The sequence below is a fragment of the Bacillus sp. UMB0893 genome, from assembly GCF_002858905.1.
In the GTDB taxonomy this organism is placed as follows: domain Bacteria; phylum Bacillota; class Bacilli; order Bacillales; family Bacillaceae; genus Bacillus_P.
On the sequence record NZ_PKLB01000008.1, the window covers coordinates 68,596 to 83,212 of the forward strand.

The following is a 14,617-nucleotide window of genomic DNA, read 5'->3' on the forward strand; positions in this document are numbered from 1 at the left end:
AAAATTTATAAGAGATTGGTATGTAATGTATATATAGATGCTTGTATTAGCAACTATATATTTTAATTGCTGATAGTGCTTCTGAGCTGGCGCATTCTTAGGAAAACGTTTATGCCAGATAGTAAAAGGGGAATTCTAATGGTAAACATTTGGAATGGAGGTACCCTGTTATGGATTCTGCAAATTCGGATCAAAGGGAGGCATATTCTTCCCGCAATCTGCTTTCAGGGGTCTTGTTTGGCCTAGGACTTGTCGCATTCATCGACGAAACGATATTCCATCAGCTTCTGCACTGGCATCATTTTTATGACAAATCGACAACGGATATCGGATTGGTTTCGGATGGTCTATTTCATGCGTTCAGCTGGCTTGCGACAATCGGAGGGTTATTTTTGTTTGCGGATCTTAAACGCAGAAATGCATTGTGGCTCAAGAGGTGGGTTGGAGGGCTGTTAGTCGGAGCAGGCGCCTTTCAATTGTATGATGGCACCGTTCAGCATAAGATGATGGGGCTGCATCAAATTCGTTACGTGGAGAATGTGTACATATATGATTGGGTCTGGAATATCATCGCAGCTTTGATGCTGATTGTCGGCATCATTCTCATCCTCCAGACAAAAAATCGGAAGGCGGATTAGTATGCACCATTCACACCATGCAATTGGAATCGGATCTCAGCTGCTATTGGCCCTGCCGTTTGTTATTGCCTTGATTTTATATTGTTTGGCTGTTTTTTTATCCAATCGCAGCCGCAAGCAATGGCCTTTTTACCGGACAGTTTTCTGGATTATAGGAATACTTGTGTCGCTTTTATCAGTGATAGGCCCTTTAGCAAATCGGGCTCATATGGATTTCACCGCGCACATGCTCGGGCATTTGCTTCTAGGCATGCTGGCGCCGATGCTCATGGTGCTGGCCGCACCAATGACTCTTGCCCTGCGCACTTTAAAAGTGAAACAGGCAAGGTGGCTTATACGTGTGTTGAAAACCTTACCGGTACGAGTACTGAGTGGCCCGATTGTTGCCGCTTTGCTTAATGTAGGGGGACTTTGGCTCCTGTATACAACGGATTTATACGCCTCTATGCATCAGAATGCCCTTCTCCATATTGTTATCCATTTTCATGTTTTCATAGCAGGTTATTTGTTTACTGTATCTATGATTTATATTGATCCGGCGCCTCATAGGACCAGCTTTGTTTATAGGTCAATCGTGCTGGTTCTGGCACTCGGAGGCCATGGTATCTTGTCTAAGTACATTTATGCGCATCCTCCATCAGGAGTATCCGCAGAGCAGGCTGAGGCTGGCGGAATGCTGATGTACTATGGGGGAGACGCCATTGATATTATGATTATTTATATACTTTGCCTGCAGTGGTACCGGGCAGCGCGTCCTCGTATCAGAGAGCTATCATTAACTTAGAAATGAGGTGGCCTTATGACTTCTCAACCATTTTGGACAGAAGAAAACGTAAGATCAACCCTCCCTAAACGAGAAGATTCTGGTCACAAAGGGACTTACGGAACCGGTCTTCTTTTAGCGGGAAGCAAGGATATGCCCGGAGCTGCCTTGCTGTCAGGCTTGGGAGCAATGCGAAGCGGAATTGGCAAGCTTGTAATAGGGACTGAAGAAGAAGTAATCCCATATGTTGTTCCTGTCTTGCCTGAAGCAACCTATTTGAGGAATGGATTGGAGAAAACGGCAGAAGGCACAGTTAATTTGGAGCAGTACAAGGCCATTGCAGCAGGACCTGGTTTAGAACCTAATGAAGAAACAGAAAAGGCCATTCAGCAGCTGCTTAAATCGGGATGTCCTGTCATATTGGATGCGGGAGCACTATCTGATCGTACGTATGGTGAAAGAAAGGCACCTGTGATTCTGACTCCTCACCCGGGTGAATTTTCAAAAATAACGGGAATAGAAGTGAAGGAGTTTCAGCAAAATCGCTCGCACCATGCATTCATTTGGGCTGAGAAGCTGGGTGTAACTATAGTTCTAAAAGGAAACGAGACCATCATCGCTTTCCCGGATGGTGAAGCCTGGACAAATCCGACAGGCAACAGTGCGCTTGCGAAGGGCGGAACGGGTGACACGTTAACAGGGATGATGCTTGGGATGCTGTGCTGTCATAAGGAATGGAAGCATGCTGTGTTAAATGCTGTTTTTCTTCATGGAGCTTGTGCGGATAAATGGACGGAGGATAAGTCGGCACATACAATGCTGGCCCATGAATTAACGGAGCTGCTTCCTGAGGTTTGGAAGAGATTTGAATAGGTAAAGCCCAGCTGCATTTATGAGCTGGGCTTTTTATCTGATGGCGGGAACCTTAATCTTCACCGTAAATTCTTCTTCTTTATAAACAAAATCTAAATATCCCTGGTGCCCGTTCACGATATCATGAATAATTTTCGTGCCGAGGCCTTCATGTCCATCCGATTTTGTCGTGATCCCGTATGTTTCATACAATTGATCCAAAATATCGTTTGGAATGGGCAACGCGGTATTTTTGCAAATTAATATGTACAGACCGCTTTTTTTATAAAATTGCAGGGAAATCTGTGCCTGTTCGTTATGTGTTTTTTGCCATTCTTCGCTTGCATCGATACTGTTGGATAGAAGATTGCCGATCAAGGTCACGATGTTATGGTCTGAAAACGGCAGGGATGATAGAGGGAGGTCGAGATCATAGACAATGGAAATGCCGGCCGCTTGGGCACGCTTATACATCTGATGCAGCGCTCCTGCCACAATTCCCCGTTCTCCTTTAATCGAGAGGTTCGTTTCTTCATATCCTCCAACTAATTCATCCAAGTAGACTTTTGCTTCCTTGTTTTTTCCGTTTTCAAGCAGGAAATGAACAGCAGAAACATGCTTAAGGAAATCATGCCGTTCGCTTCGGACAATTCTGAACGTTTCATTAAAGTGATCCCGCTGTTCTTCAAACTGCTGAAGCTCGTGAGATAAAATGTTCAGCTTCCTTGAACCGGCTTGCCGGACCGTTTCTAGTCCGATAAAAATCAGAAAAGGGACAAGCTCCATAAAGGAAGGCAGATCCGCTGCATAGATAGACAGGAGAATCAGCTGCATAAAGGATAAAACAAGATGCCATTTCACATTCAGAACACTGAGGTTCAAAATGGATTTTTTATAAAGAAAATAAGCGATTCCGAAGGCTAGTAAACTAGTAAAATAAATAGGCGTTTCCCAAGGAAGATTCATGGCTAAAGCATGAAGATGAACTGTTCCAAGGACGGCTGTGAATGCCCAGTATAATTTTTGCGTTTTCACGATTTCCCCGCCTTTAAAAGTAATGCTGCTGCAAGAAATCCACTTTTTCCTTCGTAATCATGGCCTGTGCATCCAAGCCTTCAAATGTCACGATGTAGGAATTTTTGGCGTACAGCGAAAAGTTTTTCACATAATGGATATTGATGATGAATGACCGGTGGGAACGAATGAAATCCCGCTCTCTCAGTTCTCCTTCAAGTTCATTCAGCGTCAGGTACGTCTTGATAGAGCCTGATTTGGTATAGATGGTCGTTGATCTGCCCGATCGTTCAATGAAAATGATGTCTTTCTTCTGAAGGATATGAATGTCATTTTTTTGTTTTAAATACAGTCTTCCGGCGATTTCCGCTGATTTTGATTTTTCCTTCAATCGTTCAATGGATTTGATCAGCCGTTCCTTCGGATAAGGCTTCATAATGTAGTCATGCACATTCAGTTCAAATGCGTGAACGGCGTAGCCGCTGCTTCCGGTTACAAAGATTACCGATATATTCAGCGCATGCGAATGAATCACATCGGCTAGTTCATAGCCTGACAGATTCGGCATTTCAATATCTGCAATCAGTACATCAACTGCCTCTTTCTTTATATGCTCATATGCCTCCTCAGCCGATTGTGTGGAGAACACAATTTCCACATCCGGTATGCCTGCGATAATTCCATTTAATTTATCAAGATCGATAAACCGGTCGTCTACTAGTCCAACTTTCATTGATATGCTTCACCTGCCATCGTATTGCTGAACTTCTTCATAAAGTAAGATTCTCTTTATCTTACCATTTTTAAGGGGTTATTTGGCATTTTCATGACATCAAATGGACTATTCGCGACAGAAGTGCAGATTCCCCTCCCAATTGTTTGTATGATAATGACAAGAAGACAAACAAAGAGGTGGGATAACGATGATTGAGATTCATGAAGTGACAAAAACATTTCAAGATAAAAAAGTATTTGTAACAGCACTTAAGCACGTTTCTTTTTCCATGAAGCAAGGAGAAGTTGTCGGATTGCTCGGAGAAAACGGAGCGGGAAAAACAACCTTGCTGCGGATGATCGCAACTCTGCTTTCTCCAACTGAAGGCCAGGTAAGTGTTGCAGGCTATGACACGTTAAAAGAACCGGGTGAAATCAAGAAAAGAATTGGTGTACTGTTCGGAGGGGAAACCGGTTTGTATGATCGCCTGACTGCTCGGGAGAACCTCGAATACTTTGCCCGATTGTATGGACTAAGCAAGCATGAGACAAAGGTGCGGATCGATGACTTGGCAAAGATGTTCGGCATGAGGGACTATTTAAACCGGAAAGTCGGGGGCTTTTCAAAAGGGATGCGCCAAAAAGTGGCAATCGCAAGGGCAATTATTCATAATCCCGAAATCATTCTTTTTGATGAACCGACAACAGGCCTTGATATTACTTCATCTAACGTATTCCGCCAGCTCGTTTATCAGCTGAAGCGAGAAGGAAAAACGATCGTGTTTTCAAGCCACATCATGGAAGAAGTCTCTATGCTGTGCGACTCTGTTGCGATGATGCACAAGGGAGAACTTGTCTACCAGGGAAATCTTGAAAGTCTTTATAAAACAGAAGGCAGCCGTGATCTGAATTATATTTTCATGAGCAAGCTTGTTAGGAGAGATGATTATGCTTCTTGATATCTATTTAAAAGAAATGAAGGACTGTTTCCGAGATCGGAGAACGTTATTTTTAACCGTATTGCTGCCGATTATCATGATGACTGGATTAACGCTTTTTTATGAGAGTTTAGTATCGGACGGAGAAGGCAATACGTACACTTTGGCTCTTGATAAAAAAATAAGCGGAGCGGAAGCAGACATTTTCAGTGTTCTTGAAAATGTGGAGATAGTCAAAACGGAGAATCCCGAAGAAGCCATTACAGAAGGTGAAGCCCAGGCAGCCGTTCTTCTTGACTCTGATTTCACAGCTAAGATTGAGGACGATCAAGCAGCATCCATCACAATCATTGGGGATTCCTTCAGTCAAAATTCTTCCACTCTTATGACACTCGTATCAGGTGCCTTGACTGCTTATGAAAAAACGATTGTTTCCGAGAGGCTTGCTCAAGAGGGCACAGATCCATCCCTTATTCAGCCGTTTTCCATTGAACAAAAAGAAGTATCGGAAGAAGACCCTACGATTAACTTACTTGCGCTTCTGGTTCCGATGATTCTTGCATTAGCAGTCGGCATCGGGGCTGGTCCTGCTGCATCCGATCTTTTTGCTGGAGAAAAAGAGAAGAAAACAATGGAGGCGCTTTTAATGACTCCAGTGAGCAGGTCGACGCTGCTTTTCTCAAAATGGCTGACCATTTCATCTATAGGGACCATTACAGGTATGATCACACTGGCTGTAGTAGCGCTTGAAATAGCCTTTTTAACAGAAAACCTGAGAAAAGCTGTATCATTCGGTGACGATGCGCCGCTGATTATCGGCATTGCTATTCTTATTTCTGTCATCTATTCCATGTTTATTGCATCTGTGCTTATGGTGACGAGCATTATCGGAAAAACAGTAAAAGAATCGCAGAGCTATAGCACACCGATCATGATGCTTGTTACAATCCCTGCCCTTACAACAACAAACCTTGGCATCAATGAGCTTGCATTCCATCACTTTGCGATTCCGATTCTGAACCTGTTCAGTCTTCTGAAAGAATTGCTGTTTGGCGTCATTCAGTATGATCACATCCTTATCGCGATTGGCAGCAACGTTTTGTTTATGGCAACGGCTTTTCTAATCGGAAGAGCGCTGTTTATGAAGGATAAGTGGGTTATGAACTAAAAGACAGAGAGTGTCTCATTATGAAATGAGGCACTTTTTTTGAATACTTTCCAATTCAGGCAGAATACTTTCTTTTTCACCAGATTTACTTTCCACAATCGGCCTCTTACTTGCCGAAATGGCTAAAATACTTTAATTTTCCCAATTTTATCCATACGACCATTAACTTTAAAGACCGAGATTCAAATATCCGCAAATAACACGATTACAGCCGATTATTCCTGTTTAAACGAATTCACTCATTGGTAACCCCTCAATGATAGCGCTTTCCTTCACTATCTCGGTCTATTCCTTATAATTGTCCTGTATTCCCTTGAATCTATCTCTCAGCATGTTACGATAATAAACGTTGAAAAAATACGAACGGACACGAACAGATTTTTTGAGGGGGCTCATTATGTTAAGTGAAAAAACAGTTGCATTTTTAGGGGCAGGTTCGATGGCAGAGTCAATGATTTCAGGGATTGTACAGGTCGGCATCATTCCGGCAGAAAACATTTATGTCACAAATAGAAGCAATCAATTGCGGCTTGAAGAATTGAATCATGTGTACGGAGTGAATGCGGTACATCAGAATGCCTTGCCTTACGAAGAAATTGATTTGTTTATTTTAGCCATGAAACCTCAGGGCGCAGCGGATGCACTCAAAGCACTAAAGAATAAAGTTAGAGCGGATCAGGTTGTGATTTCTGTTTTAGCGGGTATTTCAACAACTTTTATGGAAGAGCATTCAAATATTGATCAGCAGGTTGTGCGCGTGATGCCGAATACATCGAGCATGATTCAAGAATCGGCTACAGCCTTAAGCCCTGGCAGACATACGGCGGTGGACAACGTGCTTGCTGTGAAAGAGCTGCTCAGCTGTATGGGAAAAGTCTTTTTAATTGAAGAAAACCAGATGGATATTTTCACAGGAATTGCAGGAAGCGGTCCTGCTTACATCTATTATTTAATGGAGCATATGGAGCGTGCTGGCGTCGAAAGGGGTATGGATGAAGCGATGGTCCGAGATATTGTCGCCCAAACAATTTTAGGCGCAGCCAAGATGATTATGGCGAATGACGAAGCGCCGGCTAGTCTCAGAGAAAAAGTCACTTCACCAAATGGAACGACTGCATCAGGACTTGATGCTTTGCAGAAACATAATGGCGGCAGAGCCATATCACAGGCGATTCATCATGCAGCGAAACGATCGAAAGAGCTTAATGAAGAAATGGCAGGAGCGTTGGTGACGTCTTAAACCTTCGTAACAACGATTAAATATATGATAACTGGAAATGGGCAAATGAGGTAAGAGGTCAATAAAAGGCAGAATTCTCAATGGAATTCTGCCCTTTTACTTATTTTGGTTTCGTTTTCTGTAATCGCCGGGTGTAGTGCCTATTTCTTCGCGGAATTTATGATGAAAATAAGACGGACTTTTAAATCCGCAATAATCCGATATATAAGATATAGGGTAATCTGAATTCAGAAGAAGATTTTTTGCTCTATAAAGCCGTTTCATTCCTATATAAGAAGGAAGGGATACGCCGGTTACTTTTTTAAAAACCCGGCTGAAATGCTCCTGACTGACAAGCGCCTGTTTTGAAAGAGTTCCTAAATTTAAATTTCCATCAAGCAAATGATCATCAATATAAAGCAGGATCTCTTTCATCCACAGCTCGCTTTTTGAGTGATGATGAGCGCGCTGCTGCCTGGCAACCTCTTTTGGACGCCGGCTGATCATCAGAAGGATCCAATGAAGGTGGAGAAGCTGGGCATGTCTGCTTCCGACCCGACCTGAAGCTGCCTCCTTATTCATTTCCATGAAAATTTTCTCTGCTTCTTTCTGTTCATTCTCTGTCAGCAAGAGACAATGCCTGGAGTCTCTGATTGTTTGTTCAAATGGAGCCAAGTAGGAAACTTCATCGCCAAGCACTGACGAATGAATCATATGCGGGTGAAATAGAAGAACACTGCACACATATGGTTCAACTGCTGATGGATTTGGATGATGAATAATATCTCCAGGAATTACATATAGATCTCCTTTTTTCATGGAATAAAATTGTTTATCAATTAAGAAGGATCCCGTTCCTTTATGAACATACACAATCTCATACCAATCATGGAAGTGATGAAAATTGACTTTTTGATCAGGCTCTCCAATCATCATATACAAGAGGGTAAACGGAAATAAGGGGTCATATGAACGGGTTTCTCTTCTTATTTCCACTCAATTCCCCTCCTAAAAGTAGTTTTGCAAATAAAAAAAAATATCAATAAATTGCATGTTGCTGCTCAAAAAAATGAAACTTCAATCTCTATTATCACTCTATAATGAACACATTACTAAATCAATCGAAAAGAGGGATTGAAATGAAGGATCAAAAAGAAAAGTCATTGCCAAAGCTTGAAAGCAGCTATCCGCTGTCACAGGAAGATATCATATATTTTCAGGAAAATGGGCATGTCTGCCTGAGAAATATTGTGACCAAAGATGAAATGATCGAATTCCGCAAAGCAATAAATGAGTCTGTTCAGGAACACATGAAAGGAATTGCCCCCCTTAATGAAAGAGACACATATGGAAAAGCATTTGTACAGGTGATGAACCTATGGACCCAATCAAAAAATACCGAGAAGTTCGTCTTGGCTAAACGATTTGCCAAAATAGCTGCTGAATTACTTGGTGTTGAAGGTGTGCGAATTTATCATGATCAGGCTTTGTATAAAGAGCCTGGCGGCGGGCATACCCCTTGGCATCAGGATCAGACATACTGGCCAATCGAAACTTCGAATACCATTACCCTGTGGATGCCATTAGTGGACATATCAGAGGAAATGGGATCCATGTCCTTTGCGTCAAAATCCCATAAAAAGGGGTACATCAGCAAGCTGGGAATTTCAGATGAATCTCATAGAACCCTTGGCGAATACATTGATGGAAAAGGTTTTGAAAAAGTAACACATGGGGCAATGTCTGCTGGGGACGCAACCTTTCATTACGGCTGGACGCTTCACAGTGCTCCAGGCAATCCAACGGACATAACCCGTGAAGTGATGACCATCATTTATATGGCTGATGGGACTACAGTTTCTGAAATTGATCATCAAGCACGCCAGAATGACTTGAAGCAATGGATGCCCGGATTAAAAACAGGAGATGTTGTGAATTCACCATTAAATCCGCTAGTCTATCATAAAGATCAGTAAACACATTTCCAAATCGAAGAACAATATACCAAATGGAAAAACCCTTCATATTGAAGGGTTTTTTTATGTGAATTTACTGAACCATGATGTATTTAAAGAAGGATCCAATCAATTTTTTTACAAAAACAGAAAAAAATTCCAAAAATGAAGTTTACATATAATGGATAGGTGGTAAAGAAAATTAGTATATATGGCACTGCCCATTCGGGATAAAAGACCTGCTATCTTAAAATATGAAACAGATACACAGTTGTTCCTGTTACTAAAAACACACGTAAAATTGAGAAAACAGGCTTACAATTTGTTACTGGAGACTTATGGAAATTAAATGGGCTTTCTAGTAGTATTTTCTTATGTGCAAAAAAACGGAAACTTATCAAAAGAAATTTAAGTATTATACATAAAAGGTATGAGGTGAAGACGTGAATTCGGAACATGTAAGAGCCATGGCAAGGGTGTTTCAGGAAGCATCCGATACTGTCAAATTTAATGAAACCAATCTTATGCAAGCAGTAGATGATAAAGCTGCAACGTGGTCAGGAAAAAGCCGTGATAAATTCGATTCAGCTTTAGAAGAAGCGCGCGTCCTTTTCCAAAGACACTCTGACAATCTCTATGACATCAGCAGAGAACTCCAAAGCGCAGCAGACTCCGTAGATCGTGTCCGTGAAGAGATTGAGAGACAGGAAGAATTGGAGAGACTTGAAAGAATGATGCGATTAAAAAATTTGGATGAGAATTAGGGATGTACCATGAATAATCATACTAAGAAAAAGAAAAAGAAAGTGGATGAACGGCAGGGAATGAATGACGGCTGCATGCCGGGGTGTGTTGATTTTTTTATCATTCCGATTCAAGTCAGCATCGTTGCTTATCACTTGATTCAGATTATATGAAAATGAAATCGTTTTTTGGGGTGGATAATGAGAAACAAACATAATAGAAAAATGAGCAAAGATGAGGGTGACGATGCTGCCGGGATGTATTAATTTTAGTTGTATCCCTTAGCAAGTTGGTATTTTAAGATATCATTTCAGATTTTATGAGGTGCAAAATGAATCATCGCTATGATCATGATCCTAATTATAATCGTAAGAAAAAAAGACATATACCGGGTGACGAAGGATGTTTCCCAAGTTGTCTTGATATTTTCTTAATTCCGCTGCAAATAGGGATATTAGGATATCAATTCTATCAATTAATATAATAATGGTTTGATTCTAGCAGGTCAAAACCCGAAATGTAGTAACCAAAGAGTCGGTATGAAGCCCCAGATAAAAGAAAGAAATGCAGAGGTGCAAAATGAGTAAAAATGACAAGAACAATAAAAGAAGCAAAGAGGAAGATGAGAATGCTGCAAGAGGCGGCTGTATGTTACCCGGATGTATAGATTTTTTTATAATCCCTTTGCAAATTGGAATTTTAGGTTATCAGTTTATTAATATGATTTGAACATTAAATAATTGCTCTAGAAATGAGGTTTGAAGAATAAATGAGTAATAAAATTTCAGTTGATCCTAATAGTCTTGACGAACTTGCAAATCAAATTGTTTTTAAAATGTCTGATATCGATGATGAGGCTAAACGCCTGCATATGGATCTTGCCAATCTTATTATGAGTGTTCCCCCAGAATACAGCCATTGTTTCTATCAAGTGGGTGACCCGTGGGGAACAGGCAATGCACTTGTAAATAGGCTTAGTGAGATGGAGCAAGATGTCAGAATGACTGCCAATAAATTTGCTGAAAGAGATGACCTGCTTGGGCGGCTTTTTAATATGCATGAAAAATACGGTACGATGGTTGCAATGGGCGGCTTGGTTTCTAGGCAGCTTACTTATTATGGCTTAGGTTTCACTCAATTTGCTAAAAATGCAGATGAGATCTATTCATTCCGTCATATGAGTGCACTCAGTCAATTTTCAGAAGTTGTAGATGGCTCAAAGTATAAAAGAGTGGCTAAAGGATTAGTTAGCTTGACCTTTCTTTCAGGAAAATATAAGAATACTCCTTTTGCGGATCTTGTACATAAAAAATATGCTAAGTATTTGCCTGGTGATGTTGTGAATTTTACTAACAGTTCTAAAAGAGTAGTAGAGGGATTAGTGAATGGGAGTGTCAACTCTTCCATGGCTAAAGACCTTGGAAAAACCGCTTTAAAGTTTGGCAGAACAAATGTGGCAAGTACACTTATAGTGACAGGAGCTATGGAAATAGGCGGTATGGGACTCAAGATTTCCGAAAATTATTCAAAGTATTCAAGTATGCCTGATGTTTTGAAAAGAGAGAATGCCAAAGCAGTCGGAAACGCTGTTAACAACACTGTTGCCATTTCGGCTGGTTCTCTAGGAGGAGCTGTAGTAGGCGGTGCAATAGGAAGTATGGTAGGACCCGTAGGTACTGTAGTAGGAGCTGCAGCAGGCTCGTTTGTTGGGGGCTTAGTAGGTGAACACGTTGCAAAGTTTACTGCAGGATTTGCAGAGAAGGTAGCTATAAAATTGGAAACGCCTATTCAATTTGGATTAGATCTTGCTAAAGGCGGGTTTGAACAAGCTGGAAAAGCAATAGAAGGTATAAATAATATGAAAGATTATGCGAATAAACATATAAAAGAAGCGATTGCAGATCCAGCAGGGAAAGTAAAAGATATTGGAAATGGGCTATCCAAAGCAAAAGATACTGCGAATTCTTTAATAGAAGGAGCAACAGGATTCTTAAAAAATAAATTTTCTTTTTAGGAGGACTTATGAAATCAATTCAATTAAGTATTGAAGAACTAATCTTTGCATTCTATAGTGAGGGATTGTATGAACAAGGCATTTCGTTAAAAGAAGTTTATTTTCCTGATATGAAGGACGCTGAGCTTAAACTCATATTGGAGTGTGCGTCTAGATCTTTAATGGCTAAAAATATGGTTGAAGAAAAAGATAATCTTTATAAGTTAAAAAACGAAATTGTTGACTTTATTCATATAATTAATCATGCAGAGAGTACTGTTAAAGCTTCTAGATTCATTTTGGAATCAGAAACCGAAGATTCCTTATCGTATCATAGAAAAGGAGATAGTTTTTATCTCCATAGGCTGTTGTATGAACAGCAGGTACATCAAATCAGTAAAGTGTCTGAAAAAGAATTATTTAATACAATTAATTCTTACTTTGATGGCAACTACGATAATGAAGAAAGTAAGGTTCTTTTCTCAATAAAAATTGAAGAATTCGAGGAACTTTTAGGGAATTTAAGCCAGAACATTGAATCTCAAACAGCTACTAAAGAAGAATTGTTGGAAAATCACTTTTATGATGAATTTTTAATTGATTTAAAGTCAAGAAATTGTAAGATGGACAGTATCTTATACATGGAATACGATAAAGAAAACATGCCAGATTTAATGGATGTTTGTTTTATTATTCCAGGTAAGGATCGAACTTGGTTTGTATCTAGAGGTCCTGAGAATGATTACATATTCCAAAATTGGAACCAACGTCCATTAAAAGACATTTTATTTAAGAACCAATCCATTTCTGTTTAACAAGGAGGAAAACATCTTGTCTAGTACAACATATGACGGAAAAGAAATTAAAGTAAAAGCCTCCAAGGTCATGTATGTAGGTATGACGTTATTTATACTTGGAGGTTTAATTGCATGCTACGTATTAATTACCAGCGGTTTGAAATTTGAATCTAAGTATGCAGTACTTTACTTGGCAGGAGGATTACTTTTATCTCCATTTTTTATCTATGAAACCTTATGGGCACTTCCTGGGTTTATTCCAGGAAAAACATTTTTTGTAATTCATCAAGGGAATCAAGGTGAAATTACTTCAAAGAAACAATCTGTGCCGATTAAACAGATTCGGAATATAGAATATAAGCGAAACCCTATTAATTTGCTGAATGAAGTTATTATTGAAACCTACCAAGGGAAAAAAATAAAGTTAAAGACCTATAATTTTGTTGCAGAGGTACAGTTTTTTGATCATATTGACCGTTATGTATTTCCCTATATGACTGATGAAGCGAGAATTGTTTGGGATCGAAAAATTAGCAATAATCAATTATTAAAAGATATTAACTATGAAAGAAATCAGCAGTAAATAGTTATAACTAATACCTTGTATCTTATAGGCTTATTTTTGGAGGGGAGAAATCCTTGCTTAACTTAATATCAAGTGGGTCGAATCTTCAAGTAAAAGGAAGCAAATTCTATTATGGAATTCTCGCGGCTTTTATATTGGGCGGCTTGCTGGGAACAAGTTACTTAATCTTTGATGGTTTAAAGTTCAGCTCAGCTTTCTCCTTTTTGTGGATTGTTGGAGGATTTATTTTCTTTCCTATTTATCTTTATTTGTTTATTTGGTTTCTTCCAGGACTTATCCCTGGAAAGGTTTTAATTTCACTGTTCCAAGGAAACGATGGCTACCTGGTAACCAAAAAAGGGAACATTTCATTTAAACAAATTCGCAATATAGATTTAGTACGTAATCCGCTTAATCTAGTAAATAATATGGTCATTGAAACCTTCGACGGAAGAGTCATAAAAATTCCAACTTATGATTTGATTGATGATACTGATTTTGCGGTAATCGTGGATAAATACATCTTCCTGCATTTGACCCCTGAAGCTAAGCAAGTTTGGGATCGCAAGGTAAACTTGGATAAATTATATGAGAATGTAAAGTATGAGAGAGAAACCGGTATCAAAGGTTAAGGATTGCTACATATGCCTTTAAGAGTTATGGAGCTGGTAAACAAGTAATTCATATAAAGCCATCAAACTATATGCGTGTATGGTCGGGTCTGTTTACAATCGGAGGTGTAATGGTCTGCCTTTTCTTAATTTACCAAGGATTTAAATTTAACTCGAGCTATTCTATCTTATATATAGGAACTGGGCTCATCTTTTTGCCCATTGTGTCATATCTAACATTCTGGGGATTACCAGGGTTTAAGCCAGGTAAAATACTTTTTAAAATTCATCCTGGAGATAATGGAGAAATTATTTCAAATAAATTCACAGTACCAATTAGAGATATAAAGATGATTGATTTAGAACGAAATAGATTTACACTATATAACAATATAGTAATTAATACATTTAATAATAGAAGTTTTGTTATTAAAACATACAATGTCTTAAATGATTATAGATTTTATGCAACGATTGATGAACATGTTTATCCCTTTTTATGCATTGAAGCAAAAGAAATATGGGACAGAAGGATAAGTAATAATCAATTGTTAAAGGATTTGAACTTTGAACGAAAGCACAATATGAAGTGGTAATGATAAAATAATAGGCCAGCATAAATTGCTGGCCTATTATTTTATGACGC

The 14,617-nt window shown here is 39.5% G+C and carries 18 protein-coding genes; 15 read left to right on the plus strand and 3 right to left on the minus strand.

The features are described 5' to 3' along the window. Window positions 1-170: 170 nt before the first annotated feature. Genes CYJ36_RS17565 through CYJ36_RS17575 form a run of 3 tightly spaced genes read left to right on the plus strand, consistent with a single transcriptional unit; the run spans window position 171 to window position 2,274 of the window. Window positions 171-638, plus strand: a complete 468-nt coding sequence (locus CYJ36_RS17565; RefSeq protein ID WP_101568566.1) for a DUF2243 domain-containing protein — start codon at window positions 171-173, stop codon at window positions 636-638. Next, window positions 634-1,422 (plus strand): cytochrome c oxidase assembly protein, encoded by a 789-nt coding sequence (locus CYJ36_RS17570; protein ID WP_374702828.1) that lies wholly within the window; start codon window positions 634-636, stop codon window positions 1,420-1,422. Before CYJ36_RS17565 ends, CYJ36_RS17570 begins: the two co-directional genes overlap by 5 nt. A gap of 15 nt (window positions 1,423-1,437) precedes the next feature. After that, complete coding sequence (locus CYJ36_RS17575) at window positions 1,438-2,274, plus strand: NAD(P)H-hydrate dehydratase (RefSeq protein ID WP_101568568.1); 837 nt, start codon at window positions 1,438-1,440, stop codon at window positions 2,272-2,274. Window positions 2,275-2,307: 33 nt separating this feature from the next. Here CYJ36_RS17575 and CYJ36_RS17580 read toward each other — a convergent pair whose 3' ends face one another. Next, a complete protein-coding gene (locus CYJ36_RS17580; protein ID WP_257962521.1) occupies window positions 2,308-3,288 on the minus strand; it encodes a sensor histidine kinase in 981 nt (326 codons plus the stop codon). Between the two features lie 13 nt (window positions 3,289-3,301). Then, on the minus strand, window positions 3,302-4,000 hold the full coding sequence (locus tag CYJ36_RS17585) for a LytR/AlgR family response regulator transcription factor (RefSeq protein ID WP_101568569.1): 699 nt from the start codon (window positions 3,998-4,000) through the stop codon (window positions 3,302-3,304). 190 nt (window positions 4,001-4,190) lie between these two features. Between CYJ36_RS17585 and CYJ36_RS17590 the strand changes: the two genes are divergently transcribed. From CYJ36_RS17590 to proC, 3 genes are all read left to right on the plus strand, one after another. Next, entirely contained in the window at window positions 4,191-4,940 is a 750-nt protein-coding gene (locus CYJ36_RS17590; protein WP_101568570.1) for an ABC transporter ATP-binding protein, read from the plus strand. Then, the gene (locus CYJ36_RS17595) at window positions 4,930-6,087 is read left to right on the plus strand and encodes an ABC transporter permease (protein ID WP_101568571.1); all 1,158 of its coding nucleotides are present in this window, start codon (window positions 4,930-4,932) and stop codon (window positions 6,085-6,087) included. Before CYJ36_RS17590 ends, CYJ36_RS17595 begins: the two co-directional genes overlap by 11 nt. 397 nt (window positions 6,088-6,484) lie before the next feature. After that, window positions 6,485-7,327, plus strand: coding sequence for a pyrroline-5-carboxylate reductase (gene proC, locus CYJ36_RS17600; RefSeq protein WP_101568572.1), 843 nt, complete (start codon window positions 6,485-6,487; stop codon window positions 7,325-7,327). 96 nt (window positions 7,328-7,423) lie between these two features. Here proC and CYJ36_RS17605 read toward each other — a convergent pair whose 3' ends face one another. Next, on the minus strand, window positions 7,424-8,302 hold the full coding sequence (locus CYJ36_RS17605; RefSeq protein ID WP_101568573.1) for an AraC family transcriptional regulator: 879 nt from the start codon (window positions 8,300-8,302) through the stop codon (window positions 7,424-7,426). Between the two features lie 104 nt (window positions 8,303-8,406). Between CYJ36_RS17605 and CYJ36_RS17610 the strand changes: the two genes are divergently transcribed. The 9 genes from CYJ36_RS17610 to CYJ36_RS17640 all read left to right on the plus strand — a co-directional run bounded on the left by CYJ36_RS17610 (window position 8,407) and on the right by CYJ36_RS17640 (window position 14,567). Continuing rightward, window positions 8,407-9,282 carry a phytanoyl-CoA dioxygenase family protein gene (locus CYJ36_RS17610; RefSeq protein WP_257962523.1) on the plus strand — a complete coding sequence of 292 codons (876 nt, stop codon included), beginning with the start codon at window positions 8,407-8,409 and terminating at the stop codon, window positions 9,280-9,282. Window positions 9,283-9,704: 422 nt separating this feature from the next. Next, window positions 9,705-10,025 carry a WXG100 family type VII secretion target gene (locus tag CYJ36_RS17615; protein WP_101568575.1) on the plus strand — a complete coding sequence of 107 codons (321 nt, stop codon included), beginning with the start codon at window positions 9,705-9,707 and terminating at the stop codon, window positions 10,023-10,025. Window positions 10,026-10,034: 9 nt separating this feature from the next. After that, entirely contained in the window at window positions 10,035-10,178 is a 144-nt protein-coding gene (locus CYJ36_RS23800) for a hypothetical protein (RefSeq protein WP_180850428.1), read from the plus strand. 406 nt (window positions 10,179-10,584) lie between these two features. Beyond that, on the plus strand, window positions 10,585-10,734 hold the full coding sequence (locus CYJ36_RS23805) for a hypothetical protein (protein ID WP_180850430.1): 150 nt from the start codon (window positions 10,585-10,587) through the stop codon (window positions 10,732-10,734). Between the two features lie 40 nt (window positions 10,735-10,774). After that, window positions 10,775-12,019, plus strand: a complete 1,245-nt coding sequence (locus CYJ36_RS17620; RefSeq protein WP_101568576.1) for a glycine zipper domain-containing protein — start codon at window positions 10,775-10,777, stop codon at window positions 12,017-12,019. Between the two features lie 8 nt (window positions 12,020-12,027). Further along, the gene (locus CYJ36_RS17625) at window positions 12,028-12,813 is read left to right on the plus strand and encodes a hypothetical protein (protein ID WP_101568577.1); all 786 of its coding nucleotides are present in this window, start codon (window positions 12,028-12,030) and stop codon (window positions 12,811-12,813) included. A 16-nt stretch (window positions 12,814-12,829) separates the two neighbouring features. After that, window positions 12,830-13,378 (plus strand): DUF5381 family protein, encoded by a 549-nt coding sequence (locus CYJ36_RS17630; RefSeq protein WP_224773362.1) that lies wholly within the window; start codon window positions 12,830-12,832, stop codon window positions 13,376-13,378. 56 nt (window positions 13,379-13,434) lie between these two features. Continuing rightward, on the plus strand, window positions 13,435-13,992 hold the full coding sequence (locus CYJ36_RS17635; RefSeq protein WP_101568578.1) for a DUF5381 family protein: 558 nt from the start codon (window positions 13,435-13,437) through the stop codon (window positions 13,990-13,992). A gap of 53 nt (window positions 13,993-14,045) precedes the next feature. Beyond that, the gene (locus CYJ36_RS17640; RefSeq protein ID WP_257962537.1) at window positions 14,046-14,567 is read left to right on the plus strand and encodes a YfjD family protein; all 522 of its coding nucleotides are present in this window, start codon (window positions 14,046-14,048) and stop codon (window positions 14,565-14,567) included. The last annotated feature ends 50 nt before the right edge of the window (window positions 14,568-14,617 follow it).

Coding starts and splice junctions, on each gene's coding strand:
- CYJ36_RS17565 (WP_101568566.1), top strand. CDS start 171: ATGGATTCTGCAAATTCGGATCAAAGGGAGGCATATTCTTCCCGCAAT.
- CYJ36_RS17575 (WP_101568568.1), top strand. CDS start 1,438: ATGACTTCTCAACCATTTTGGACAGAAGAAAACGTAAGATCAACCCTC.
- CYJ36_RS17585 (WP_101568569.1), bottom strand. CDS start 4,000: ATGAAAGTTGGACTAGTAGACGACCGGTTTATCGATCTTGATAAATTA.
- CYJ36_RS17590 (WP_101568570.1), top strand. CDS start 4,191: ATGATTGAGATTCATGAAGTGACAAAAACATTTCAAGATAAAAAAGTA.
- CYJ36_RS17595 (WP_101568571.1), top strand. CDS start 4,930: ATGCTTCTTGATATCTATTTAAAAGAAATGAAGGACTGTTTCCGAGAT.
- proC (WP_101568572.1), top strand. CDS start 6,485: ATGTTAAGTGAAAAAACAGTTGCATTTTTAGGGGCAGGTTCGATGGCA.
- CYJ36_RS17610 (WP_257962523.1), top strand. CDS start 8,407: ATGAACACATTACTAAATCAATCGAAAAGAGGGATTGAAATGAAGGAT.
- CYJ36_RS23800 (WP_180850428.1), top strand. CDS start 10,035: ATGAATAATCATACTAAGAAAAAGAAAAAGAAAGTGGATGAACGGCAG.
- CYJ36_RS23805 (WP_180850430.1), top strand. CDS start 10,585: ATGAGTAAAAATGACAAGAACAATAAAAGAAGCAAAGAGGAAGATGAG.
- CYJ36_RS17620 (WP_101568576.1), top strand. CDS start 10,775: ATGAGTAATAAAATTTCAGTTGATCCTAATAGTCTTGACGAACTTGCA.
- CYJ36_RS17625 (WP_101568577.1), top strand. CDS start 12,028: ATGAAATCAATTCAATTAAGTATTGAAGAACTAATCTTTGCATTCTAT.